This window comes from Polaromonas sp. P1_G1, assembly GCF_056405595.1.
Map to the genome: position 1 here is coordinate 1 of NZ_JBFUBU010000049.1, position 23,260 is coordinate 23,260.

General features: G+C 64.4%; 18 protein-coding genes. 13 read left to right on the forward strand and 5 right to left on the reverse strand.

Annotated elements, in window-relative coordinates:
- Positions 1-115: 115 nt before the first annotated feature.
- Positions 116-1,234 carry an FAD-dependent monooxygenase gene (locus tag AC1D1Y_RS21355; protein WP_477684114.1) on the reverse strand — a complete coding sequence of 373 codons (1,119 nt, stop codon included), beginning with the start codon at positions 1,232-1,234 and terminating at the stop codon, positions 116-118.
- 95 nt (positions 1,235-1,329) lie between these two features.
- On the opposite strand from AC1D1Y_RS21355, the gene AC1D1Y_RS21360 reads away from it, so the two are divergent.
- Positions 1,330-2,253, forward strand: a complete 924-nt coding sequence (locus tag AC1D1Y_RS21360; protein ID WP_477684115.1) for an MOSC domain-containing protein — start codon at positions 1,330-1,332, stop codon at positions 2,251-2,253.
- Here AC1D1Y_RS21360 and AC1D1Y_RS21365 read toward each other — a convergent pair.
- Positions 2,238-4,088 (reverse strand): sensor domain-containing diguanylate cyclase, encoded by a 1,851-nt coding sequence (locus tag AC1D1Y_RS21365; protein WP_477684116.1) that lies wholly within the window; start codon positions 4,086-4,088, stop codon positions 2,238-2,240. The two genes, AC1D1Y_RS21360 and AC1D1Y_RS21365, sit on opposite strands and share 16 nt — an antisense overlap.
- Positions 4,089-4,152: 64 nt before the next feature.
- On the opposite strand from AC1D1Y_RS21365, the gene ychF reads away from it, so the two are divergent.
- The 3 genes from ychF (at position 4,153) to AC1D1Y_RS21380 (ending at position 6,478) form a co-directional block, all read left to right on the forward strand.
- The gene (ychF, locus tag AC1D1Y_RS21370; protein WP_477684117.1) at positions 4,153-5,244 is read left to right on the forward strand and encodes a redox-regulated ATPase YchF; all 1,092 of its coding nucleotides are present in this window, start codon (positions 4,153-4,155) and stop codon (positions 5,242-5,244) included.
- A 113-nt stretch (positions 5,245-5,357) separates the two neighbouring features.
- The gene (locus tag AC1D1Y_RS21375; protein ID WP_436156472.1) at positions 5,358-5,714 is read left to right on the forward strand and encodes a RidA family protein; all 357 of its coding nucleotides are present in this window, start codon (positions 5,358-5,360) and stop codon (positions 5,712-5,714) included.
- Between the two features lie 26 nt (positions 5,715-5,740).
- A complete protein-coding gene (locus AC1D1Y_RS21380) occupies positions 5,741-6,478 on the forward strand; it encodes an rRNA pseudouridine synthase (protein ID WP_477684118.1) in 738 nt (245 codons plus the stop codon).
- 13 nt (positions 6,479-6,491) lie between these two features.
- Here AC1D1Y_RS21380 and AC1D1Y_RS21385 read toward each other — a convergent pair whose 3' ends face one another.
- A complete protein-coding gene (locus AC1D1Y_RS21385; protein ID WP_477653031.1) occupies positions 6,492-6,974 on the reverse strand; it encodes a YqaA family protein in 483 nt (160 codons plus the stop codon).
- A gap of 141 nt (positions 6,975-7,115) precedes the next feature.
- Here AC1D1Y_RS21385 and dusB point away from each other — a divergent pair, with 141 nt between their 5' ends.
- The 3 genes from dusB to purH all read left to right on the forward strand — a co-directional run bounded on the left by dusB (position 7,116) and on the right by purH (position 10,105).
- Positions 7,116-8,213 carry a tRNA dihydrouridine synthase DusB gene (gene dusB / locus AC1D1Y_RS21390; RefSeq protein WP_477684119.1) on the forward strand — a complete coding sequence of 366 codons (1,098 nt, stop codon included), beginning with the start codon at positions 7,116-7,118 and terminating at the stop codon, positions 8,211-8,213.
- Positions 8,210-8,446 (forward strand): Fis family transcriptional regulator, encoded by a 237-nt coding sequence (locus tag AC1D1Y_RS21395; protein ID WP_007864972.1) that lies wholly within the window; start codon positions 8,210-8,212, stop codon positions 8,444-8,446. The genes dusB and AC1D1Y_RS21395 overlap by 4 nt, the downstream gene beginning before the upstream one ends.
- 75 nt (positions 8,447-8,521) lie before the next feature.
- A complete protein-coding gene (gene purH, locus AC1D1Y_RS21400; RefSeq protein ID WP_477684120.1) occupies positions 8,522-10,105 on the forward strand; it encodes a bifunctional phosphoribosylaminoimidazolecarboxamide formyltransferase/IMP cyclohydrolase in 1,584 nt (527 codons plus the stop codon).
- Between the two features lie 611 nt (positions 10,106-10,716).
- Here purH and hemL read toward each other — a convergent pair.
- Positions 10,717-12,051, reverse strand: coding sequence for a glutamate-1-semialdehyde 2,1-aminomutase (hemL, locus tag AC1D1Y_RS21405; protein WP_477684121.1), 1,335 nt, complete (start codon positions 12,049-12,051; stop codon positions 10,717-10,719).
- Entirely contained in the window at positions 12,032-13,000 is a 969-nt protein-coding gene (gene thiD / locus AC1D1Y_RS21410) for a bifunctional hydroxymethylpyrimidine kinase/phosphomethylpyrimidine kinase (protein WP_477684122.1), read from the reverse strand. Before thiD ends, hemL begins: the two co-directional genes overlap by 20 nt.
- Positions 13,001-13,082: 82 nt before the next feature.
- On the opposite strand from thiD, the gene AC1D1Y_RS21415 reads away from it, so the two are divergent.
- From AC1D1Y_RS21415 to AC1D1Y_RS21440, 6 genes are all read left to right on the forward strand, one after another.
- Positions 13,083-13,256 carry a rubredoxin gene (locus tag AC1D1Y_RS21415; protein ID WP_074576308.1) on the forward strand — a complete coding sequence of 58 codons (174 nt, stop codon included), beginning with the start codon at positions 13,083-13,085 and terminating at the stop codon, positions 13,254-13,256.
- Between the two features lie 74 nt (positions 13,257-13,330).
- Entirely contained in the window at positions 13,331-13,729 is a 399-nt protein-coding gene (locus AC1D1Y_RS21420; protein WP_007864980.1) for a response regulator, read from the forward strand.
- Positions 13,729-14,094 (forward strand): response regulator transcription factor, encoded by a 366-nt coding sequence (locus AC1D1Y_RS21425; protein ID WP_007864987.1) that lies wholly within the window; start codon positions 13,729-13,731, stop codon positions 14,092-14,094. The genes AC1D1Y_RS21420 and AC1D1Y_RS21425 overlap by 1 nt, the downstream gene beginning before the upstream one ends.
- 21 nt (positions 14,095-14,115) lie before the next feature.
- Positions 14,116-14,646 (forward strand): chemotaxis protein CheW, encoded by a 531-nt coding sequence (locus AC1D1Y_RS21430; RefSeq protein ID WP_477684123.1) that lies wholly within the window; start codon positions 14,116-14,118, stop codon positions 14,644-14,646.
- 30 nt (positions 14,647-14,676) lie between these two features.
- Positions 14,677-16,968 (forward strand): methyl-accepting chemotaxis protein, encoded by a 2,292-nt coding sequence (locus AC1D1Y_RS21435; protein WP_477684124.1) that lies wholly within the window; start codon positions 14,677-14,679, stop codon positions 16,966-16,968.
- Between the two features lie 72 nt (positions 16,969-17,040).
- Positions 17,041-23,217 (forward strand): hybrid sensor histidine kinase/response regulator, encoded by a 6,177-nt coding sequence (locus AC1D1Y_RS21440; protein ID WP_477684125.1) that lies wholly within the window; start codon positions 17,041-17,043, stop codon positions 23,215-23,217.
- The last annotated feature ends 43 nt before the right edge of the window (positions 23,218-23,260 follow it).

Sequence of the window (23,260 nt, forward strand, 5' to 3'; positions counted from 1 at the left end):
GAAGAACCCAGGCTGCAGGCCAGCAGGCCCAGGACGGTGACAGCTTTCAGAAATCTCATGGTTATTCCCGGTGTTTCGGCATTTTTCGGCCGGCCCATTTCACAAACTCAATCATTCACAAACCCGCGGCTTGCCGCGTCAGCCAGTTTTTCAGGAAACCGCTGCGTTCAAAGCCCTTCATACCCCAATTGCGCAAAGCCTGCCAGCGCCCGTCGGTTTGCGCGAACAACCCGTGCAAGCCGTCGGTCACCGCGCCCATGGCCGCCACGTCGGCCCTGCGGGCTCTTTCGTAGCGGCGCAACAGTTTTTCGTCGCCCAGCCCGCGCCAATACTCGCGCTGCGCCAGCACGCCTGCCAGGCAGGCCGCATCGGCCAGGCCCAGGTTCAGGCCCTGGCCCGCCAGCGGGTGCACCGTGTGCGCCGCATCGCCTGCCAGGGCCCAGCCCGGGCCCACCCAATGGCCGGCGCTGGACAGGGCCAGCGGCCAGCTTGCCCGCTCGCTGGTCAGCCGCAGGCCGCCGGTTTCGGGGCCGCACACGGCTTGCAGGGCCTTGCAGAACTCTTCAGGCGGCAATTTTTCCAGCGCGCCGGCGCGTTCCACAGAGACTGACCATACCAGCGCCGCCAAGTTCCCCTGGGCGCCGGATAAAGGCAGGAGCGCCAGGATATCGCCGCCCGCAAACCACTGGCGCGCCACGCCGCCGTGGGGATTTTCCAATTCCAGGCGGGCGGCAATGGCTTTCTGCGGATAGGGCTTGACCGTCCAATTGACAGGTCGCTGCTGCCCTAGCTCGTCGCGGCTGGCGCTTGCCCGGCCTTCGCAGATCACCTGGAGCGCGGCCTTGGCTGGCTCGGTCACGGTTTCAATCTGCGGCTGGTAGCGCACCGCCTGGGCCAGCTGCTGCTCCAGCGCGGGGACGTCAACGATCCAGGCCAGGGCCTCCTGGCCCACGCTGTGGGCGGTGAAATCGAGTTTCCCGCCGTCGTCGCCCCAGACCTGCATTTCTAGCACGGGTGTGGCGAAGGCCGGCTCGGGCCAGGCGCGCAGGGCCTCCAGCACGCCGCGCGAGGCGCTGTTCAGCGCGTAAGCGCGTACATCGGCGGCTTGCGCGCCCGCGGCTTTTTCGGGGCGGGTGACCAGCGCCACGCGCAGGCGTTCGCGCGCCAGCAGCAGAGCCAGCGTGCGGCCCACCACGCCGTCGCCGCGAATACAGACATCAAAGGTCTTGGACATGCCTCATTCTAGAAGGCAGTGCAAAATCGGCGTTTCGGGCCGGCCCTTTTTCCATGTTTTCCCGCGCTTTCCCGCATTCACAAGGATTTGACGACGTGAGCCACGCATTGAACGACATCCCCGCAGCCGCCGAAACGGCCGGCACCGCTTTCGACCTCAACGCGGTGATCTCGCGCCTGTATGTGTATCCGGTCAAATCCTGCGCCGGCGTGCAGGTGCAGGATGTCCTGCTGACCGAGACGGGGCTGGAATTCGACCGCGCCTGGATGGTTGTGGACGACCAGGGGAGCTTTCTCACGCAGCGCGAATTGCCGCGCATGGCGCTGATCAAGCCGCAGCTCAGGCACCACGACATGATCCTGCGCGCCCCCGGCATGCTGGCCTTGCACATTGCCCTGGACCAGGTGGAGGAGCCGGTGCGCGTGAGGGTCTGGAAGGATGAAGTCCAGGCCTACGACATGGGCCCCATCGCCGCCCAGTGGTTCACCGATTTCCTGGGGCAGACGGCGCGCCTGGTGCGCTTCGATCCCGAGCACAAGCGCGTCTGCAACACCGAGTGGACCGGCGGCCTGGAAGCGCTCAACCAGTTCAGCGACGGTTATTCGCTGCTGGTGCTCAGCGAAGCCTCGCTGGCGCAATTCAATGAAAAACTGGCGGCCGCGGGTGTGGCGCCGGTGGGCATGGAGCGTTTTCGCCCCAACCTCGTGCTGGGCGACGCGCCGGGAGCCGAAGGCCTGGCGCCGCATGACGAGGACCGCGTCGACCTGCTGCAGATCACGACGGAGCAGGGCCCCGCGCAGCTCAAGCCGGTCAAACCCTGCCCGCGCTGCCCGATTCCCAATATCGACCCGGCCACCGCGACCAGCAGCCCTGAGGTGAACGACATGCTGCAGACCTACCGGCAGGACCCGCGCGTCAACGGCGCGCTGACCTTCGGCATGAACGCCATCGTGCTGGCCGGCGTGGACCACCAGCTCAAGGTGGGCCAGGCCGTCAGCGCCAACTACCGGTTTGAATGACTTTTGACTGCCCGCAGCGGCGGCGGGGCGTGCGCCTGCACCGGCGCATGGAGTGCCTGTGGCGCCTGCGGGCCGCTGGAGAGGCTGTCCAGCGTTGATTCCGTGTCCAGGGGCATGGGGTGGGTCAACTCCGGCTCGAGAAAGCGGATGGGCCGGCGTGTGCGCGCCGCCATGCTGTGCAGCAGGTCGGCCAGGGCCGTGGAAATTTCTTCGTGGCTGCCAAGGCGCTCGCTCAGCACCACGCCCGCGACATGGAATTGCAGAACTACCTCCGGTTTGAGGCCCTTGAGCGGCATGAGCCCGGCCGCGATCAGGCGCGCCGACAGGTCGGTGACGGGTGCGCGTGACGAAACACCTTCAAGAATCAGGCCAAAACGCGCTTCATCGATACGCCCCACGGTGTTGACATCGCGCAGCAGCCGGCGCAGCTTGATGACGCTTCGCAGCAGGCTTTGCTCGGCCACTGCCGTGCCCCAGGTTTTCTTGATGTAGCGGTAGTTGACCAGTTCGATGTACACCACGGCGGCGGGCTCCTTGTGGCGCTGCGCCCGGCCCACAACCTGCTTGAAGCGGTCGTGGAAAAGGTGCGCGGCGAGAAGGCCGGTGAGGGCGTCCTGGCTGGACATGGCCTGCTCGCGCGCTTCCACCGCGTGGCGCTCGTGTGAACGCGTGTTCAGCGCGACCAGCAGCAGCGGCACCTCGATGGTCAGCGCCGCCATCAGGCCGTAGTGATACAGCCACGATATGGAAAAAAGGCCGAGGATGCTGGTGACGATGAGGAGCGTGACCAGCCCCAGCGGAGAGAAAGCCGCCAGTACCCAGAAGCCCACGACGTCCTGGCGCCGCCACGTCATGTAGGCCCGGCTGGTTCCCAGCGCGACAACGACAACCAGGTAAGCGCCGAGAAGGGCCACGCCCAGGCCGCGCTCCATAAAAAGGTAAGCCATCGCCAGCGGCACCCCGGCCATGCCGGTCCGGTAGGCGAGCCGCTCAAACCACTTGTGGCGTGAACCGGTACCGCAGAGGTGATGCACAACCAGCAGCGCCGAGCCGCCGCCCAGAATGGCCAGGAAGCCCTGGGCCATGTTGTTCCAGGTGCTGAAACCGCCCCAGAGAAAATGCCCTGCCACGCCCGTCCATGCCGCCACGACGAGGGCCATGATGACCGCGTATACGGAATACCAGCCGTAGGCCCGGTCGCGGTAGACCCAGCTCTGGACGACGCAGGCAATGATCAGCAGCACCAGCGCGCCGAACACCACGCCGATGGCCAGGTATTCCAGTTGCAGGCGTTGCGCCTGGTAGTTGCGGGTGCTGATCCGCACCGGAATGCTGACTTCTGTCTGGTGCTGGATGCGCACGTAGACGTCGTGCACGCCGTTGTCCGGCAGCTTGAGTTCGAACTGCCCGTAGCGGCCGGGCTCGGGCCAGCTGGAAACCGCCACGGTGTCCCCGGCAGTCTGGGAAGTCCAGGCGCCTGCGGCCGTGCGCTGATACACCGTCGCCAGGTCCAACAGGGGCAGGGGAAACGCCAGCAGCCAGTCCTGGCGCGAGCCCGATGATTTGGCGACGCGGTAGTGCAGCCACAGCGCCGCGCGCGGGCCCAGCGAATAAATGGTGTCGGCCGCGGCGGGTGCGAAGGCCGGGCCGCCCTTGGCGGCCGCCACCTGCTCAATGCCGGCCTGGCCCTCGGTGTCTATCCAGCTGTGGGCGTCGGCGCGCGCGTCCGTGACGGGATTCGCATCGTCCAGCGCCAGCACCGGCTGGGCCTGCGCCGGCCCGGCCTGCAATAGCAAAGACCCGCCCAGCAAAAGGGTGGCGAATGCCTGCCGCAAAGTCTCCCAACCCCGGCCGGGCGCGCATCGAATACACTTCTCAGCCTGTTTTTGAAGGTTTCTCATGAGTTTGAAGTGCGGCATTGTAGGCTTGCCTAACGTCGGAAAATCCACCCTTTTTAATGCGCTGACCAAAGCGGGGATCGCGGCTGAAAACTACCCCTTTTGCACGATTGAGCCGAATGTCGGCATCGTGGAAGTGCCCGATCCGAGGTTGGCCCAATTGGCGGAGATCGTCAAGCCCGAACGCATTGTTCCGGCCATCGTCGAGTTTGTGGACATCGCCGGCCTGGTGGCGGGCGCCAGCACGGGCGAAGGCCTGGGCAACAAATTCCTCGCTCACATCCGTGAAACCGACGCCACGATCAACGTGGTGCGTTGTTTTGAAGACGACAACGTGATCCACGTCGCCGGCAAGGTGGATCCGATCTCCGACATCGAGGTCATCCAGACCGAACTTTGCCTGGCCGACCTGGCCGCCGTCGAAAAAGCCCTGCACCGCGTGACCAAGACGGCGCGCTCGGGCGACAAGGAATCGGCCAAGCTGGTCGTCATTCTCGAGAAATGCCAGGCCGCCCTCAACGAGGGCAAGCCGGTGCGCACCCTGGAGTTCAGCAAGGAAGAGCTGCCGCTGCTGACGCAGTTTTTCCTGATCACCGCCAAGCCCGCSATGTTCGTGGCCAACGTGKCSGAAGACGGCTTCGACAACAACCCGCTGCTGGACCGCCTGAAAGCCTACGCCGACGCCCAGAAGGCGCCGGTGGTCGCGATCTGCGCCAAGATGGAGGCCGAAATGGCCGACATGGAAGAGGAAGACAAGAAGATGTTCCTCGCCGAGATCGGCCAGGACGAGCCGGGCCTCAACCGCCTGATCCTGGCGGCCTACAAGCTGCTGGGCTTGCAGACCTATTTCACCGCGGGCGTCAAGGAAGTGCGCGCCTGGACCATCCACGTCGGCGACACCGGCCCGCAGGCGGCAGGCGTGATCCACACCGATTTCGAAAAAGGCTACATCCGCGCCCAGACCATCGCCTTTGCCGACTACATCAGCTACAAGGGCGAGCAGGGCGCCAAGGATGCCGGCAAGATGCGCAGCGAAGGCAAGGAATACGTCGTCAAGGATGGCGATGTGATGAAYTTCCTGTTCAGCAGCTGAGTTACGGCGCACCCTGGTTCGGCCCGGGCCTCCCGGGCCAGGCCCGCGCATCCTGGGCTGCGGCTGTTTGAGATCTCGTCCCCGTTAACACACACGTTTTGAAAGAGAACACCATGTCCATCCAGCGCATCGAAACCGGCCCACGCATGTCCCAGGCCGTCATCCACAACAAAACCGTTTACCTCGCAGGCCAGGTGGCCGGCGATGACGCCGGCGCCGGCGTGTACGAAGAGACCCGCAGCATCCTGGCCAACATCGACCGTTTGCTGGCCGCCGCCGGAAGCGACAAGTCGCGCTTGCTGAGCGCCACCATCTGGCTGACCGACATGGACAGCTTCGCCGACATGAACCGCGCCTGGGAAGCCTGGGTGGTGCCCGGCGCCACGCCGGCGCGCGCCACGGTCATGAGCCCGCGCCTGGCGGCTGCCAAGTACCACGTGGAAATCGGCGTGGTGGCGGCGCAAGGCTGATCGCTCCTTAACGCCGGCCCGCCGCGATGACAGAACCCGTTCGCCTCGCCAAGCGCCTGGCCGAAATGCTGGCCTGCTCACGCCGCGAGGCCGAGCAATACATCGAAGGCGGCTGGGTCAGCGTCGACGGCGTGGTGATTGAAGAGCCGCAGTTCCGCGTGCTCAACCAGGCCATCACCGTCGACAAGGATGCCAGCCTGCTGGCGCTGGTGCCGGTGACCTTGCTGCTGCACAAGCCCGCAGGTTATGAGGCCGGACCGGACGGCGGGGCGGCCTCCCTGGCCCCTTTGCTGTCGGCTGCCACGCGCTCACCCGGCGACAGTTCAGGCATCCGTCCGCTCAAAAAACATTTTTCGTCCGTGGAGCTGGTGACGCCGCTGGCCACGCCGGCCAGCGGGCTGGTGGTGCTGACACAGGACTGGCGCGTGACGCGCAAGCTGCGCGAAGATGCGCGTGTGATGGAGCATGAGGTCGTCGTCGACGTCAGCGGCGACATCAAGCCCGGCGGCCTGGATCGGCTCAACCGCGTGGACCACGGTTTCACTCACAACGGCATGCTGCTGCCGCCGGCCAAGGTCAGCTGGCAAAGCGAAACGCGTTTGCGTTTTGCCCTCAAGGGCGAGGTGCCGGGGCAGATCGCCTACATGTGCGAGAGCGTGGGCCTGAAGGTCGAGGGCATGAAGCGGTTGCGCATAGGCCGCGTCGCGATGAGCCAGTTGCAGCCCGGCCAGTGGCGTTACCTGCTGCCGCACGAACGCTTCTGATCCTTCTGGTTTTCTAGCCGGTCACGACGCCGGGAAATGCCCAGATCAGGCTGCCCGTCATCAAAAAGTAGCGCGCGAATTTGCCGACCGCCATGTAGGCCAGGCAGGGCCAGAACGGGAACTTGAGCCAGCCAGCCACCGCGCACAGCGGGTCGCCCACCACCGGCAGCCAGGCCAGCAAGCAGGCCTTGGGCCCCAGCTTTTCCAGCCAGCGCACAGCGCGGCCGTGGTGTGAAGAATGCTGGTATTTATCCACCACCTTGTGGGCGCCATAGCCCATCCACCAGTCGAGCGCGCCACCCAGCGTGTTGCCCGCGGTGGCGACCAGCACGGCCGGCCAGAACATCGCAGGGTTGAGTTTGACCAAGCCGAAGACCACGGGCTCAGACCCCAGCGGTAGCAAGGTGGCCGAAATGAAAGACACCAGGAACACCGTGCTCAGGCCGTATTCGGGCAAGGCCAAAAGTTCTATCAGGCGGTGAATCCAGGCTTCCATATATGCATTCGAGTATAGGCAGGACGGGCGGCCGGACTTGTCAGCAAGATGCTTACAAGTCCGTGTGCGGATTTCAATTGCTGAAATTTTGGGCAGGTACAATCGTGCCTCCTTTTTCAGCAAGCCCCAGCCACCCTTCCCATGAACATCGGCCCCTACGCTCTGGCAAACAACCTGTTTGTCGCGCCCATGGCCGGCGTGACCGACCGGCCGTTTCGCCAGCTCAGCAAAAAGCTGGGTGCGGGATACGCCGTCAGCGAGATGGTGACCTCGCGCAAGGACCTGTGGGACAGCCTGAAGACTTCGCGCCGCGCCAACCATGAAGGCGAGGCCGCGCCCATCGCCGTGCAGATCGCCGGCACCGACGCGCAGATGATGGCCGAGGCTGCGGCCTACAACATAGACCGCGGCGCGCAGATCATCGACATCAACATGGGCTGCCCCGCCAAGAAGGTCTGCAACAAATGGGCCGGCTCGGCGCTGATGCAGGACGAAACCCTGGCGCTGCAGATCGTGGAGGCCGTGGTCGCCGCGTGCGCGCCGCGCAATGTCCCCGTCACGCTCAAGATGCGCACCGGCTGGTGCCAAGCCGAAAAGAACGCGCTGGCGATCGCGCGCGCCGCCGAAAGCGCCGGCGTGCAGATGGTCACCGTGCACGGCCGCACGCGCGAGCAGGGCTACAAAGGCGCCGCCGAATACGACACCATCGCCGCCGTCAAGGCTGCCCTGCGCATTCCGGTGGTGGCCAACGGCGACATCAGCAGCCCCGAGAAAGCCCGCGACGTGTTGGCTTACACCGGCGCCGACGCCGTGATGATTGGCCGCGCGGCCCAGGGCCGGCCCTGGATTTTCCGCGAAGTGGCGCATTTTCTGGCCACAGGCACGCATCTTGCGCCGCCTCTGGTGGCCGAAGTCGAGCGCCTGCTGGTCGACCATTTGCGCGACCATTACGACTTGTACGGTGAGTTCACCGGTGTGCGCACGGCGCGCAAGCACATCGGCTGGTATGTGAAGACCTTGCCCGGCGGCGAGGCCTTTCGCGCGCGCATGAACTTGCTGGAAGACTGCGAAGCGCAACTGCGCGCGGTCAGTGGTTTTTTTGAGGGGCTGGGCGAGCACATGGACCGGATTCCGGCCAGTGCCGCTGAAGCCGGCGAAGAGAACGAAGAGGGCGTGCCGGGGCAGGCACGGGCGAACAAAGATAAAAATCAGGAAAATCAGGAAGAAGCTGCTGCATGAGCAAAAAACACATCGAAGAGTGCGTACGCACCAGCCTGGAAGGCTATTTCAAGGACCTGCGCGGCACCGAGCCCGACGGCATGTATGACATGATGGTCAAGGTGGTCGAAAAGCCGCTGCTGGAGGTCGTCATGCAACATGCCGAGCAGAACCAGTCGCGCGCCGCCGAATGGCTGGGCCTGAACCGCAACACCCTGCGCAAGAAGCTGGTCGAGCACAAGCTCATCAAATAACAATTTCCCGTCCGGCCTTCCGGCATCCATCGGACTTTTGAACCGGCTCCCTTGTGGGCTTTTGAGAACACCACCATGAACGCACTGATTTCCGTTTCCGACAAAACCGGCATCCTCGAATTCGCGCAGGCGCTGCACGCCCTGGGCATCAAGCTGCTGTCCACCGGCGGCACGGCCAAGCTGCTGGCCGACGCCGGCCTGCCGGTGACCGAAGTCGCCGACCACACCGGCTTTCCTGAAATGCTGGATGGCCGCGTCAAGACGCTGCACCCCAAGATCCACGGCGGCCTGCTGGCCCGGCGCGATGTGCCTGAACACATGGCGGCAATCAAAACCCACGGCATAGACACCATAGACCTGCTGGTGGTCAATCTCTACCCGTTTGAATCCACCGTCGCCAAGCCCGGCTGCACGCTGGAAGACGCGATCGAGAACATCGACATCGGCGGCCCGGCCATGGTGCGCTCCGCCGCCAAGAACTGGAAGGACGTCGGCGTGCTGACCGACGCCTCGCAGTACGCGGGCGTGCTCGACGAACTGAAGACCGGCGGCAAGCTCAGCGACAAGACCAAATTCGCCCTGTCGGTGGCCGCGTTCAACCGCATCAGCCAGTACGACGGCGCCATCAGCGATTACCTCTCCGGCATCCAGGCCGACGGCAGCCACGGCATGTTCCCCGGCCAGGCCAACGGCCGCTTCGTCAAGGTGCAGGACCTGCGCTACGGCGAAAACTCGCACCAGCAGGCCGCGCTGTACCGCGACCTGTACCCCGCCCCCGGCTCACTGGTGACGGCCAAGCAGCTGCAGGGCAAGGAACTCTCGTACAACAATATTGCCGACGCCGACGCCGCCTGGGAATGCGTCAAGAGCTTCGACCTGATCAAGGACGGCGCAGCCTGCGTGATCGTCAAGCACGCCAACCCCTGTGGCGTGGCTGTCGGCAAGGACGGCCTGGAGGCCTACGGCAAGGCCTTCAAGACCGACCCGATCTCGGCCTTCGGAGGCATCATCGCCCTGAACTGCCCGCTTGACGAACGTGCCGCGCAGCAGATTTCAAAACAGTTTGTCGAGGTGCTGATGGCGCCGGCCTTCACGCCCGAGGCGCTGGAAGTCTTCAAGAGCAAGGTCAATGTGCGCATCCTGCAGATCGACCTGCCGCCCGGCGGCGACACCGCCTGGAAGCAGGGCCGCAACCTGATGGACGTCAAGCGCGTAGGTTCGGGCCTGCTGATGCAGACCGCCGACAACCACGAGCTGGCCATCGGCGACCTCAAGGTCGTCAGCAAGCTGCAGCCCACGCAGGAGCAGCTGCATGACATGCTGTTTGCCTGGAAGGTCGCGAAATACGTCAAATCCAACGCTATCGTGTTCTGCGCCGACGGCATGACGCTGGGCGTGGGCGCCGGCCAGATGAGTCGCATCGATTCGGCCCGCATCGCCTCCATCAAGGCCGCCAATGGCGGCTTGACCCTGCAGGGCTCAGCGGTTGCGAGCGACGCCTTTTTCCCCTTCCGCGACGGCCTCGATGTGGTGGTGGACGCCGGCGCGACCTGCGTGATTCAGCCTGGCGGGAGTATGCGGGATGATGAGGTGATTGCTGCTGCTGATGAGCGGGAAGTGGTGATGGTGCTGACTGGAGTTCGGCACTTCAGGCACTAGGGCGGGACTTGCTCCGGCGGCGTGCCCTCTTCTGAGTTTTGTTGGCCGGGGGTTGCCCGGCGGCAAGTAACTTTCTTTTGCTTCGCCAAAAGAAAGTCACCAAAGAAAAGGCGACCCGCAGTCTGGGTCCCCTACGCTTCGCTTCGGGGCAACCTGCGGTGCTCGAGCCAAGCGGGGTCCGGCTAAACTCGCCTTCGGCTCAGACAACGCCGGCCCTGATCCGCTTGTCTCTGCGCTCCTCGGCCCAGCCAGGACGGGGCAATCGGGAGCGGGAGCGGAGACAAAACACAAAGAACAAACCAAGACAAACAAGGACTCGCCACGGCGAGTCCTTGTTTCTTCTGTATTGGTATTCCTTCCCCCACCCCTTGTGGATGCGCCGAGGAGCGCAGGTTCAGGCGGATCAGGGATCGCGTTGTCTGAGCGAAGCGAGTTTAGCGAGACCCCGCCTGAACCGAGCACCGCAGGTTGCCCGTAGCGAAGCGAAGGGACGCAGCAACCAGGGTCGCCTTTTTTTKCTTACTTTTTTTGGCGAAGCAAAAAAAGTGAGTCGCATGCCGGGCGACTCCCGGCCAGCAACCCTCAGCAGAGAGCCCAACCGCTAGAACAAACTAGGACGCAGCAAAGAACCGAGCTGCCGCCTCAACAGTAGCCTCAATATCCCCAGCAGTGTGAGCCGAGCTGACAAACCCGGCCTCATACAAAGCAGGCGCGTAATAAACCCCACTCTCCAACATCTCATGGAAGAAGCGATTGAACGACGGCCCGTCGGTGGTCATCACCGTCGCGTAGTTCTGCGGCAATTGCCCCAGCAGGAAAAAGCCGAACATGCCGCCTTCACTGTCGCCGCAAAACGGCACACCGGCCTTGGCGGCCGCCTTCGTGAGGCCGGCGACCAGGCTGCGCGTGCGTTCGCCCAGGGCTTCGTAAAAACCCGGTTTGGAGATCTCACGCAAGGTGGCCAAGCCGCAGGCGGTGGCGACCGGGTTGCCGGAGAGCGTGCCGGCCTGGTAGACCGGGCCCAGGGGCGCGAGTTGTTCCATCACGGCGCGGGTGCCGCCAAAGGCCGCCAGCGGCATGCCGCCGCCAATGACCTTGCCCATGACCGTCATGTCGGGCTTGAAGCCGGGAATGCCGCGAGCATAAACGCTTTGCGCGCCGCCCAGGGCCACGCGAAAACCGGTCATGACCTCGTCGAACACCAGCAGTGCGCCATGCTGAGTGCACAGTTCGCGGCAGCGCTTCATGAAGGGCAGGCTGGCGCGCACGAAATTCATGTTGCCGGCGATGGGTTCGATCATCAGGCAGGCGATGTCCTTGCCGTGCAGGGCAAAGGCTTCTTCGAGTTGGGCGATGTGGTTGTATTCGAGCACCAGGGTGTGCTGCACCACTTCGGGCGGCACGCCGGCGCTGGTCGGGTTGCCGAAGGTGGCCAGGCCGGAGCCGGCCTTGACCAGCAGGGCATCGGCATGGCCGTGGTAGCAGCCCTCGAACTTGATGATCTTGCTGCGCCCGGTGGCGCCGCGCGCCAGGCGGATGGCGCTCATGGCCGCTTCAGTGCCGGAACTCACCAGCCGCACCATTTCGAGCGAGGGCACCAGCCGCACGATTTCCTCGGCCAGCTCGACCTCGCGTTCTGTGGGCGCGCCGTAGGAAAAGCCCTCCAGCGCGGCTTTTTGCACGGCCTCGAGCACCGCCGGGTGGCCGTGGCCCAGGATCATGGGGCCCCAGGATCCGATGTAGTCGATGTAGCGCTTGCCGTCGGCATCCCAGAAATAAGCGCCTTGCGCGCGCTGCACGAAGCGCGGTGTGCCGCCTACGGCCTTGAAGGCCCGGACCGGGGAATTGACCCCGCCGGGGATCAGTTTTTTGGCGCGTTCAAAGAGGGCGTCGTTGCGGGAGGCGGTCTGGGAAGCGGTGGGCGGCTTAGTGTTTGGTTGTTCCATTGGGGGGCAGGTCAAGAGAGGGTTTGGACGTCAGTTCGACGTCGTCATTGGCATCGCCCGCTTCTTCCCCGGATTCATCTTCGGGGTCGACGTCGGCCTGCGCCCAGAACAGGCGGTCCGGCACGATGTTGCCCATGCCGGGATGAAAGCCGGCGTCCAGGCTGTGGTCCAGGAAGGTCAGGGCTTCGGCGGTGGCTGCCTGCAGGTCGTGGCCGTTGGCCAGCAGGGCGCAAAGGGCGGCGGACAGGGTGTCACCGGCGCCGGCAAAAACCGCCTCGAATCGCTCGAACCGCTCGCTGTAGAGCACCGCCTGCGGCGTGGCCAGCACGTTGTCGATGAACTGCTCGGGCATGGGGATGCCGGTGACCAGGGTATAGGGCACGCCCAGGTCGGCGGCGGCTTTGGCGATGTCGCGGGCGGTGGGGTTGCGTTCGCCGGGCCAGTCGGGAAGCAGCCAGCGCCACAGGCTGCTGTGGTTGCCGACCAACACCGTGGTTTGTGGCAGCATGAGCTCGCGAAAGGCGTCCAGGTAGCTGTCGATCTCGCTTTCTTCCCACCAGGAAAGGTTGGGCATGTAGGCGATCAGCGGCACATCGGCATAATCCGAGGCGATTTCGGCGATGGTGGAAATGTTTTCGGGACTGCCGACGAAGCCGACCTTGATGGCTGAGACCGGCATGTCTTCGAGCGCGGAGCGGGCCTGGTCTGTTACAGCTTCTTCATCGAAGGCGAAGTGGTCGAAGATCTCGGCGGTGTCGCGCACATAGGCGCCTGTTACAACCGCCAGTGCGTGGGCGCCGGCCGAGGTGATGGAGGCGATATCCGCTGTCAACCCGCCGGCTCCGCTGGGGTCGTTGGCATTGAATGTCATGACGCAGGCCGGTGATGCGTCGGTGTCCTCGATTTGGAGCTGTCGGTTGTCCAGTTGAGGTGTTTTGGGGTTTGCCATAGGCTGCGATTTTGCCTTGTACGCGAATAAGCAACGCCGCCTCGATACAATTGTTGCATTCTATTCGAAGGCAACTTAAGCTGTGACTCAATCAACGACGTGGATGTGTTTAATTTGTGGCTGGATTTATGACGAAGCTGCCGGCGCGCCCGAACATGGCATTGCACCCGGGACGCCATGGGCCCAAGTGCCCATGAACTGGACCTGCCCCGAATGCGGGGCGCGCAAGGAAGACTTTGAAATGGTTCAGATCTAAGTGCCCGGCTACCAGCCTGGACAATCGCAGACCGGCGCCAACCGCCGGCGCCTGCAACATGAGGAGCATAGGCAGTGAGCATTCCCAGTTCCGGACTGAAGGTTTTGGTCATCGATGACAGCAATACCATCCGGCGTAGCGCCGAGATATTTCTGAAGCAGGGCGGGCATGAAGTGTTGCTGGCCGAGGATGGGTTCGACGCCCTTTCCAAGGTCAACGACTACGAGCCCCATCTGATTTTTTGCGACATCTTGATGCCGCGCCTCGACGGCTATCAAACCTGTGCGATTATCAAGCGCAATGTGAAGTTCTCTAACGTTCCCATTGTGATGCTGTCCTCCAAGGACGGCGTGTTCGACAAGGCGCGCGGTCGCATGGTGGGGTCGCAAGACTACCTGACCAAGCCTTTTACCAAAGATCAGCTGCTGCAGACCGTTCAGGAACTGGGCAGCGCCAAACAAGGAGTAGTGTGATGGCAATCAAGAAAATACTGGTAGTTGACGACTCCAAAACCGAATTGATGTTTCTGACCGATCTGCTGGTCAAGAATGGTTTCACGGTCAAAACTGCTGAAAATGCTGAAGATGCGTTCCGGCGCCTCGCAGAAGACAAACCCGAGCTGATCCTCATGGATGTGGTGATGCCGGGCCAGAACGGCTTCCAGCTCACGCGTGCCATCACGCGCGACCCGCTGTATTCCGATATCCCCATCATGATGTGCACCAGCAAGAACCAGGAAACTGACCGGGTCTGGGGCATGCGCCAGGGCGCCCGCGACTACATCACCAAACCGGTGGATGCGGATGAGCTGATGGCCAAGATCAAGGCCCTCGGCTGATTTACGGCGTAAAACCAAAGCATGGCGAATAGACAAGCCCTTAGAGAACTACAAACCCGGCTGGCCGACAGGTTGCAGATTGCGCGTACGCAAGGCGTTGCCGCGTCCTGGCTCGCCGTGGAAGCGGGCGGGAAAAAGTACCTGTTTCCGCTGAGCCAGTCCGGTGAAATTTTCCCCTGGGTCAGCACGCAGCMTGTTCCGTACACGCAAAACTGGTTCGCCGGGGTTGCCAATCTGCGGGGCGGCCTGTTTGGCGTGGTGGACCTCGCCAGCTACGTGAGCGGCCAGGCGCCGCCTCCCAAAAATGAACTCGCGCGGACCGACTCCCGTCTCGTGGCGCTCAACAGCGCCCTGGAGGTCAACTGCGCGCTGCTGATCGACAAGCTCTCCGGGCTGCGCAACCAGGACGCGTTCAGCGATTTCTCCGAAAAAGCGCCCGACGCGCCGGATTTCTTTGGCAACCAGTATGTTGACCTCAACGGTGCAACCTGGCAGGAAATCAACCTTCAGTTGCTTGCCCAGCAAGCGCATTTTTTGACGATAGGCGCATAGCGCACACTGTTTCCCCCCGGAAGGCTCACCATGTCTGTAATTGAAAATATCCAGAAGCTGTTTAAAACCAAGTCCGTCCAGCCCGAGGACAGCATGGACATGGCTTCCGTCGGCACGCCGGACCCGCTGGCAACCGGCGCCATGGATGAAGCCTCCCTCCAGACCGCGGCAGTGCGGCATGCGGACGGCAATGACGATGCCTTCGGGTCCAGCCGCATCGCGTCGGCAGAAGAATCGGCATCCGTCGCCAACCCCGAGCTCCTGTACCTGCCCATGCTGGGCCGCAAGACCATGGGTCAGCACCAGCGGTTTCTGGTGTTTTTCCTGGCTGTTTTCGTGATTGTTCTGGGTACGGTGACCTTCCTTGCGCTGAACCAGGCGGACAAAATCGCTCAACAGGTGGCGGCGACCGGCCAGTCCCTGATGCAGTCGCAGCGACTGGCGAAATCGGTGTCGCAGGCGCTGGTGGGCAGCGCCCAGGCTTTCCCCGACGTGCGCGAAAGCTCCGACGTGCTGGCCAAGACCGTGCGCGGCCTGAAGGCCGGCGAAGACAGCCTGCGCCTGGCGCCGGTGAGCGAGGAACTGCAGCCCGACGTGGAAAAGGTGACCCCTTTCATGGAGCGCGCCGAAAAGAACGCCAAAACCGTGATGGGCCAGCAGAACATCCTGACCCAGGTGGGTAACGCCCTGCGCACCATCAATCGCCAGTCTTCAGACTTGCTGGAAATCGCCGAAACCGTGTCCTCGCTCAAGCTCCAGCAAAATGCGGCTCCGGCGGAAATTTCCGCGTCCGGCCAGCTGGTGATGTTGACCCAGCGTATCGGTAAATCCGCCAACGAATTCCTGACCATGGAAGGCGTGAGCCCCGAGGCCGTGTTCCTGCTGGGCAAGGACTTGAACTCGTTCAAGGAAATCGCCCAGGGCCTGCAGGAAGGCAGCCCCGAACTGCGCCTGGCCGGCTCCAAGGACCCGCAGACCCGTGAACGCCTGGAGGCGCTGATGGCGCTCTATGAGCAGACGCGTGTTCAGGCCGGCGCCATTCTGGGCAACTTGCAGGGCCTGGTGTCCGCCCGCGAAGCGCAATCCTCCATCATTGCCGACAGCGAGCCGCTTCGCCGCGGCCTGGAAGATCTGCAGGGCAAGCTGTCCTCGCAAACCGGTCTGAGCGTGGTTTCGCTGGGTATTCTGGCGGGCGCCGCCGCGCTTGCGCTGCTCTGCGCGGGCGGCCTGGCCCGTCTGCAGGTGCTGGACAGCCAGCAGCGCCAGGCGGTTGCGGAAACCCAGCGCCAGGAAGCAAAGGGCCAGGAACAGGACGCCAAGCGCGTCAACGACGCCAACCAGGCCGCCATTTTGCGTTTGATGAATGAGTTGCAGACAGTGGCTGAAGGCGATCTGACGCAGGAAGCGACCGTGACCGAGGACATTACCGGCGCTATCGCCGACTCGGTGAACTACACGGTGGAAGAGTTGCGCCAGCTGGTGGGTAACGTACAGAACACGGCTACCCGGGTTGCGCAAACGACGGCCCAGGTGGAAAGCACCTCCACCGAGCTGCTGGCGGCGTCCACCGAACAGCTGCGCGAGATTCGTGAAACCGGCCAGTCGGTGCTCGACATGGCGTCCCGAATCAATGAGGTGTCCACGCAGGCGCAGGAATCATCCCAGGTGGCGCGCCAATCGCTGACCGCCGCGGAATCCGGCCTGCAGGCCGTGCAGAACGCCATCGGCGGTATGAACTCCATCCGCGACCAGATCCAGGAAACCTCGAAACGGATCAAGCGGCTGGGCGAATCGTCCCAGGAGATTGGTGAAATTACCGAGCTGATCTCAGACATTACCGAACAGACCAACGTGCTGGCGCTGAACGCGGCCATCCAGGCGGCGTCAGCCGGTGAAGCCGGACGAGGCTTCTCGGTAGTTGCGGAAGAAGTGCAGCGACTGGCTGAACGTTCCGCGGATGCGACGCGCCAGATTTCGGCCCTGGTGAAAGCCATTCAGACCGACACGCAGGATGCCGTGGCCGCTATGGAACGCTCCACGCAGGGTGTGGTGGAAGGGGCCAAACTGTCCGATAACGCGGGTACCGCGCTGACCGAGATTGACCAGGTGTCACGACGCCTCGCCGACCTGATTGAGCAGATTTCCAACTCCGCCTCACGCGAAGCCGCTTCGGCCAACGTGGTGGCCGGCAACATCCAGCACATTTTCGCGGTGACGGAGCAAACCGGAGAAGGTACCCGTTCCACGGCGCAGCAGGTGCGCGATCTTTCCCGCATGGCTGAAGAGCTTCGCCAGTCGGTGTCCCGATTCAAGATCGCCTGATGCCAGTTTGCCCGTCGTGCGCTGACCGCCGCCTTAGCCTCTGACACCGATTCCTGAACCGGCCCGCCATTTATGCAATCCAACGTCCCGAACTCAACCGCTGCCGAGCTCGATCTTGCGGTCAACGATCTAGGCCCCCTCGCATGGGTGCTTGACGAGCTTCGCAAGTCGCTGGACGGCGCTGCCAAGGCGCTCAAGCGTTTCGTGCGGGACGCGGAAGCCGCCCGCGGTTCCGATCTCACGGCCATCGATGCCAGCCAGCTGCGGATTGCCCGCCAGCAACTGCACCAGGCCGTGGGTGCGCTCGAGATGGTCGGCCTTGCGGGGCCCGCACTGGTGCTGCGCGCGATGGAGGCCGCGGTGCAGAAGTTTGTGCAGCAGCCCGAGCAATGCAACCAGGACGCCGCCGGCAAGATTGAACGGGCCAGCTTCGCCCTGACGGAATACCTCGAAGGCGTGCTGGCCGACAAACGCGTTTCGGCCGTGTCCCTGTTTCCCCAGTACCGCGATGTGCAGGAACTGGTCCGCGCCGACCGTATCCATCCCGCCGACCTGTGGCCTTTCGAATGGCGCTGGCTGGAGCCCGAACTCCCGGCCACGGCCGAACCGCGCAACTACGATGACAGCGCGCGCGCCGTGCTGGACCAATCGGTGCTGCAGGTCATGAAGGGCAAAGCGCCGCAGGCCGCTAAAAACCTCAAAGAACTCAGTCTTGGATTTGCCGCACGGCAGGCTGATCGCCAGCCCCGTATCTTCTGGAAAATAGCCGCGGCCTACTTTGAAGCGGTCGCCAATGAACTGCTCGGCTCGGACCTGTATGTCAAGCGCGCCGCTTCCCGCATCCTGATGCAGTACGCGTCGCTGGCCAAAGGCGACACGGGTGTGTCGGACCGCCTGGCGCAGGACCTGCTGTTTTTCTGCTCGCAGGCGGTTTCCGCGCGCGCCAGCGACACGCCGGTGCTGTCGGCCGTGCGTTCGGCCTACGGCCTGAACCGCTTCAAGCCCGTCGATTACGAACTCGTCCAGTTCGGGCGTTTTGACCCGGCCCTGCTGGCGCAGGCCCGCAAGCGCATCACCTCGGCCAAGGAAACCTGGTCGTCACTGTCCGCCGGGGACGCCAATAAATTCAAGACGGTCAGCGACCAGTTCAGCCTGGTGACCGATTCCCTGCTCAAGCTCCATCCGCCCAGCGAGCCGCTGGCGCAGGCCCTGAGCCGGGCCGTGGAAACCACGGTGCGCTCGGGCCATGCCCCCGGCATTGAACTGGCGATGGAAGTGGCCACTTCGGTGCTGTACCTGGAAGCCGCGTTTGACGACCTGGACCCCAACGATCCGCAACTGGCGGTGCGCACGGCCAACCTCGCCGAGCGTCTGGAAGGCGTCAGGGCCGGCGGGCAACCCCAGCCGCTGGAAGGCTGGATGGAAGAGCTGTACCGGCGCGTCAGCGACAAGCAGACCATGGGCAGCGTGGTGGGCGAATTGCGCATCTCGCTGGGCGAGCTTGAAAAATCACTCGATGTGTTCTTCCGCAATCCGCAGGACAAGGTGACGCTGCAAGCCGTTCCCGGGCAGCTCTCGCAGATGCGCGGCGTGCTGTCCGTGCTGGGGTTGGACCAGGCCTCCCACGCGGTGCTGCGCATGCGCGACAGCGTCGAGCAGATGCTGGTCACCGAAGTCGACGAGCAGCAGGCGCGCGCCGCGGGCACGTTCGAACACCTGGGCAACAACCTGGGTGCCCTGAGCTTCCTGATCGACATGCTGAACTACCAGCCTGCGCTGGCGAAGAAGCTCTTTGTCTACGACGACGAAAAAGGCGAGCTCCGGCCGCTGATGGGGCGCGCGCAGAACGCGGCGAGCGCCGCTTCGGCCGTTACCGTCAACAGCGACATGCTGTCCCAGGAAGTCATTTCCGTGGTGCAGGATGCCGGCCAGGGCGAAACCGACGCCAACCTCACCATCAAGCTCGATGCCCTGGCGACCCATGCGGCGCTGGCTGAACAGCCGGCTTTGGCCCAAACCGCGCGCGACGCTGCCGTTGCCGTGTCCGCAAGCGATGCCGACGCCGCCGCAACCGCAATGACGACGCTGGCGTTCACCGTGGCGCCGGCACCGGCCGCGCCTGCAAGCCCGGCCGCGTCCGACGACTTTGAAGAAGACGACCTGCGCGACATCTTCCTGGAGGAAGCGCGCGAAGTGATCGGCAACGGCCAGGAAGCCCTGGCCGCGCTGGCCTCGGATCCAGGCGACATTTCGCAGCTCACCGTCCTGCGGCGCGCTTTTCACACCCTCAAAGGCAGCTCGCGCATGGTCGGGCTCAACGAGTTTGGTGAAGCCGCCTGGTCGCTGGAGCAGATGCTCAACACCTGGCTGGCCGACCAGAAGCCCACCACCGACGAATTCAGGGCCCTGTCTTCGGAAGCCATGAGCGGTTTCGCCGACTGGATCGCGGACATCGCCGCAAACCAGGACGGCGCCTGGGCGGCGTCCACCTTCCGCGCCAGCGCCGACGCGATGCGCACCGAAGGTCGCTACAGCCCGCTGGTCCCGGCCGCCAAAGCCGCCACCGCTCCTGCCCCCGTGGCCGTTGCCGACGCTGCGCCCGCCGCGGAGCCGGCTGCAGCCGCGGCATTCTCGCTGCCCGAATTTGAGCTGGACGCCGGCACCGGCGCAGTACCCGCCGAAGCACAGGCGCCCGCGACCGACCTGGACTTTGACCTGGTGTTTGACGACCTGGACGCCGCCGCGCCAGCCAAGCCCGCCGAGCCGGTGACTGCGCCCGCGGCCGAGATCGCCGGCATCGACTTCGACAGCCTGTCGGCGATTTCCGCGGACGCCGGTGTTCCTGTGGCCGCCGATGCCAGCCCGGCGCTGGAACTGGACGCGGCCGAAGCCATCGAGCTGTCTGACGCGGACTTCGACAAGCATTTCCATGCCGAACCGGTGGCAACCGGCCTGGCCGTCGACACCGACCTGAATTTCGATTTTCCTGCACCTGCACAGCCGCTCGCAGCGGCACAGGTCCCCGCTTTCGACGAACCCGCTCCCGTCCAGGAGCTGGATGCACTGGATCGCGTGGAAGCGACCGACAGCGCCATGTCCGCAGACGGCAGCGGCGATGAGCAGGTCAAGGTCATAGGTACTTTGCGCATCGGCATCCCGCTCTACAACGTCTACCTGAACGAGGCCGACGAATGGTCGCGCAGGCTGGTGACGGAAGTGAGCGAGTGGTCGCTGGAGCGTAACCAGCCGGTTAGCGACTCCACCGTGGCCCTGGCGCATTCCCTGGCCGGCAGCTCCGCCACGGTCGGTTTCGACGCGCTGTCCGAAATGGCCCGCGCACTGGAGCAGGCACTGCAGCAATCCCGCGCGCATCACCGCAACGGCGCCGCCAAGTACGGCCAGATCTTTGTGGACGCGGCGGAAGATATACGCCGCCTGCTGCACCAGTTCGCCGCGGGCTTCCTCAAGGAGCCGGATGCCGGCGTGCTTGACCGCTTGAGGCAACTTGATTTCTCCGACTCGGTCCTGCCGCCCGGCACCGATTTTTCCGACTACGATTTCGCGCCCGAAGAGCCGGTCCTTGACTCCGCTCCCTTGCCTGAGCCCGAACCGGAGCTGGACCCGGTGCTCATGCAGGCCGTCGAGGAAGCCCCTGTCGTCGAAGTGCCCGCACCCGCCCCTGCACCTGTGCAGGCCGCGCCCGTGCCGCCGCCCGCCGCGTTCGTCGCGCCGCCGGTGGCTGTCGCCCCGCCGGTGCGGCTGGTCACGCCGGCTGCGCCCGCCGCGCAGAATTTCGGCGACGAAGAGGACGAGGAAATCGATGCGGTCGACGCGATCGATCCCGACCTGTTCCCGATTTTTGAAGAAGAAGGCGCCGAACTGATGCCCCAGCTGGGTGGGGCGCTCCGGCAGTGGTCCGCGCGGCCCGACAACCAGGGCGCGCGCATGGAGGTGCTGCGTGCGCTTCATACGCTCAAGGGCAGCGCCCGGCTCGCCGGCGCCCTGCGCCTCGGCGAAATGGCGCACCGGATCGAATCCGAAATTGAGTTCCTCGGCTCCGACGCCGCGGCCTCGGCCGAGTTCGAACCCCTGATCAACCGTTTTGACGCGATGGAAGCGGCTTTTGAAGCGCTGCGCAACGCCGATGCGGCGGCTGCCGCCGCGCCCGTGGTGCTGGCGCCCCTTGCCGCTGCCGAGCCCGAACCGGCCGCCGCGACTGTCGAAGCTGCCGCCACGCCCGGTGCTACTGAAACGGCGGCGGAAAGCGCCGCGCCGGTTGCTGCCGCGGCTGCGCCTTCCGGCTCGCGCAAACTCTCCGTACCGGCGCCGCAGACCATGGCCATGCAGCCCTTGCGGCAAGCAGCCAATGCCTCGATACGCGTGCGCTCCCAGCTGCTGGACCGCATGGTCAACCAGGCCGGTGAGGTCATGATCACGCGCTCGCGCCTGGAAGCCGAGCTCAGCCAGCTGCGCGGTTCGCTGAACGACATGAGCGGTAACTTGAACCGCTTGCGCCAGCAGTTGCGCGACATCGAACTGCAGGCCGAAACCCAGATGCAATCGCGCCTCGCGCAGGCCAAAGAAGCCCAGGCCGGTTTCGACCCGCTCGAGTTCGACCGTTTCACCCGCGTGCAGGAACTGACGCGCATGATGGCCGAATCCGTGAATGACGTGGCGACCGTGCAGCGCACCTTGCAGCGCACGGTGGAAGCCACTGAGGACGACTTGATCGCCCAGGCCCGCCAGACCCGCGAGCTGCAGCGCGACCTGCTGCGCACGCGCATGGTGGAGTTTGAAGGCATTTCCGAGCGTCTGTACCGCGTGGTGCGCCAGGCATCCAAGGAAACCGGCAAACAGGTGAAGCTGGACCTGCTGGGCGGCACCATCGAGATGGACCGCGGCATGCTGGACCGCATGACCCCCGCCTTCGAACACCTGCTGCGCAACTGCGTGGCCCACGGCATTGAAAGCACCGAGACCCGGACCAACGCGGGCAAGGACCCGGTCGGCCTGATCACCGTCCATCTGCGCCAGGAAGGCAACGACGTTTCAGTCGACTTCAGCGATGACGGCGCCGGCCTGGACCTGCGCCGCATCCGCGAAAAAGCAATCAGCCTCGGCATGATCTCGCCGGACCAGACTCTGGAAGACAGCGACGCCGCCAACTTGATCTTCATGCCCGGCTTCTCCACCGCCGCCCAGGTGACCGAGCTGGCCGGCCGCGGCATCGGCATGGACGTGGTCCGCTCCGAGGTCAACTCGCTGGGCGGCCGGATTGAAACTTCCACCGTGACAGGCAAAGGCACCCACTTCAAGCTGGTGCTACCGCTGACCACGGCCGTGACGCAGGTGGTGATGATCCGCGCCGGCAACCTCTCGGTGGGCGTGCCCGCCAACGTGGTTGAAACCGTGCGCCGCGCGTCCGCCAAGGAACTGCAGCAGGCCTACAACACCGGCACGATGGAGATCGCCGGCGAATCCATGCCTTTCTTCTGGTCGGGCGCCCTGCTGCAAGCTTCGCACCACAGCGGCGAAGTCCAGGGCAAGACCACGCCTGTCGTGATTTTCCGAAGCGCCGCGCAGCGCATCGCCCTGCACGTCGATGAAGTTCTGGGCAACCAGGAAGTTGTGGTGAAGAATCTCGGGCCGCAGCTGTCGCGCCTGCCGGGCCTCGCCGGCATGTCCGTGCTGGCATCCGGCGCCGTTGTGCTGATCTACAACCCGGTCGCGCTGGCTTCGGTGTACGGGCAGCAAGCCCGCGCCTGGAGCACCGACCGCGCCGAGCCGCATGTGCTCGAAGGAGCCGGCGCCACGGCGGCGGGCGGCGCCGCGAAAGCCCCGGCCTTGATACCTTCCGCGCCGCAGATTCCGCTGATTCTGGTGGTCGATGATTCCATCACGGTGCGCCGTGTCACGCAGCGCCTGCTGCAACGCGAAGGCTACCGTGTCTCCATGGCGGCCGACGGCCTGCAGGCCCTTGAGCGCCTGCAGGAAGAGCGGCCGGCGGTGGTGCTGTCGGACATCGAAATGCCGCGCATGGACGGCTTCGACCTGGCGCGCAATATCCGCGCCGACGTGCGCCTGAACAACCTGCCCATCATCATGATCACTTCGCGCATCGCTGAAAAGCATCGCGAACACGCCAAGGAACTCGGCGTTGACCACTACCTGGGCAAGCCGTTCTCCGAAGAAGAGCTGATGAGCCTGGTGCGGCACTACTGCGCCGCCGAGGCCGCGATCTCCGCCTGAGTTTGCAGGGTTCCGCCTGCAACGCAGGGGGAATCTGCGCAGG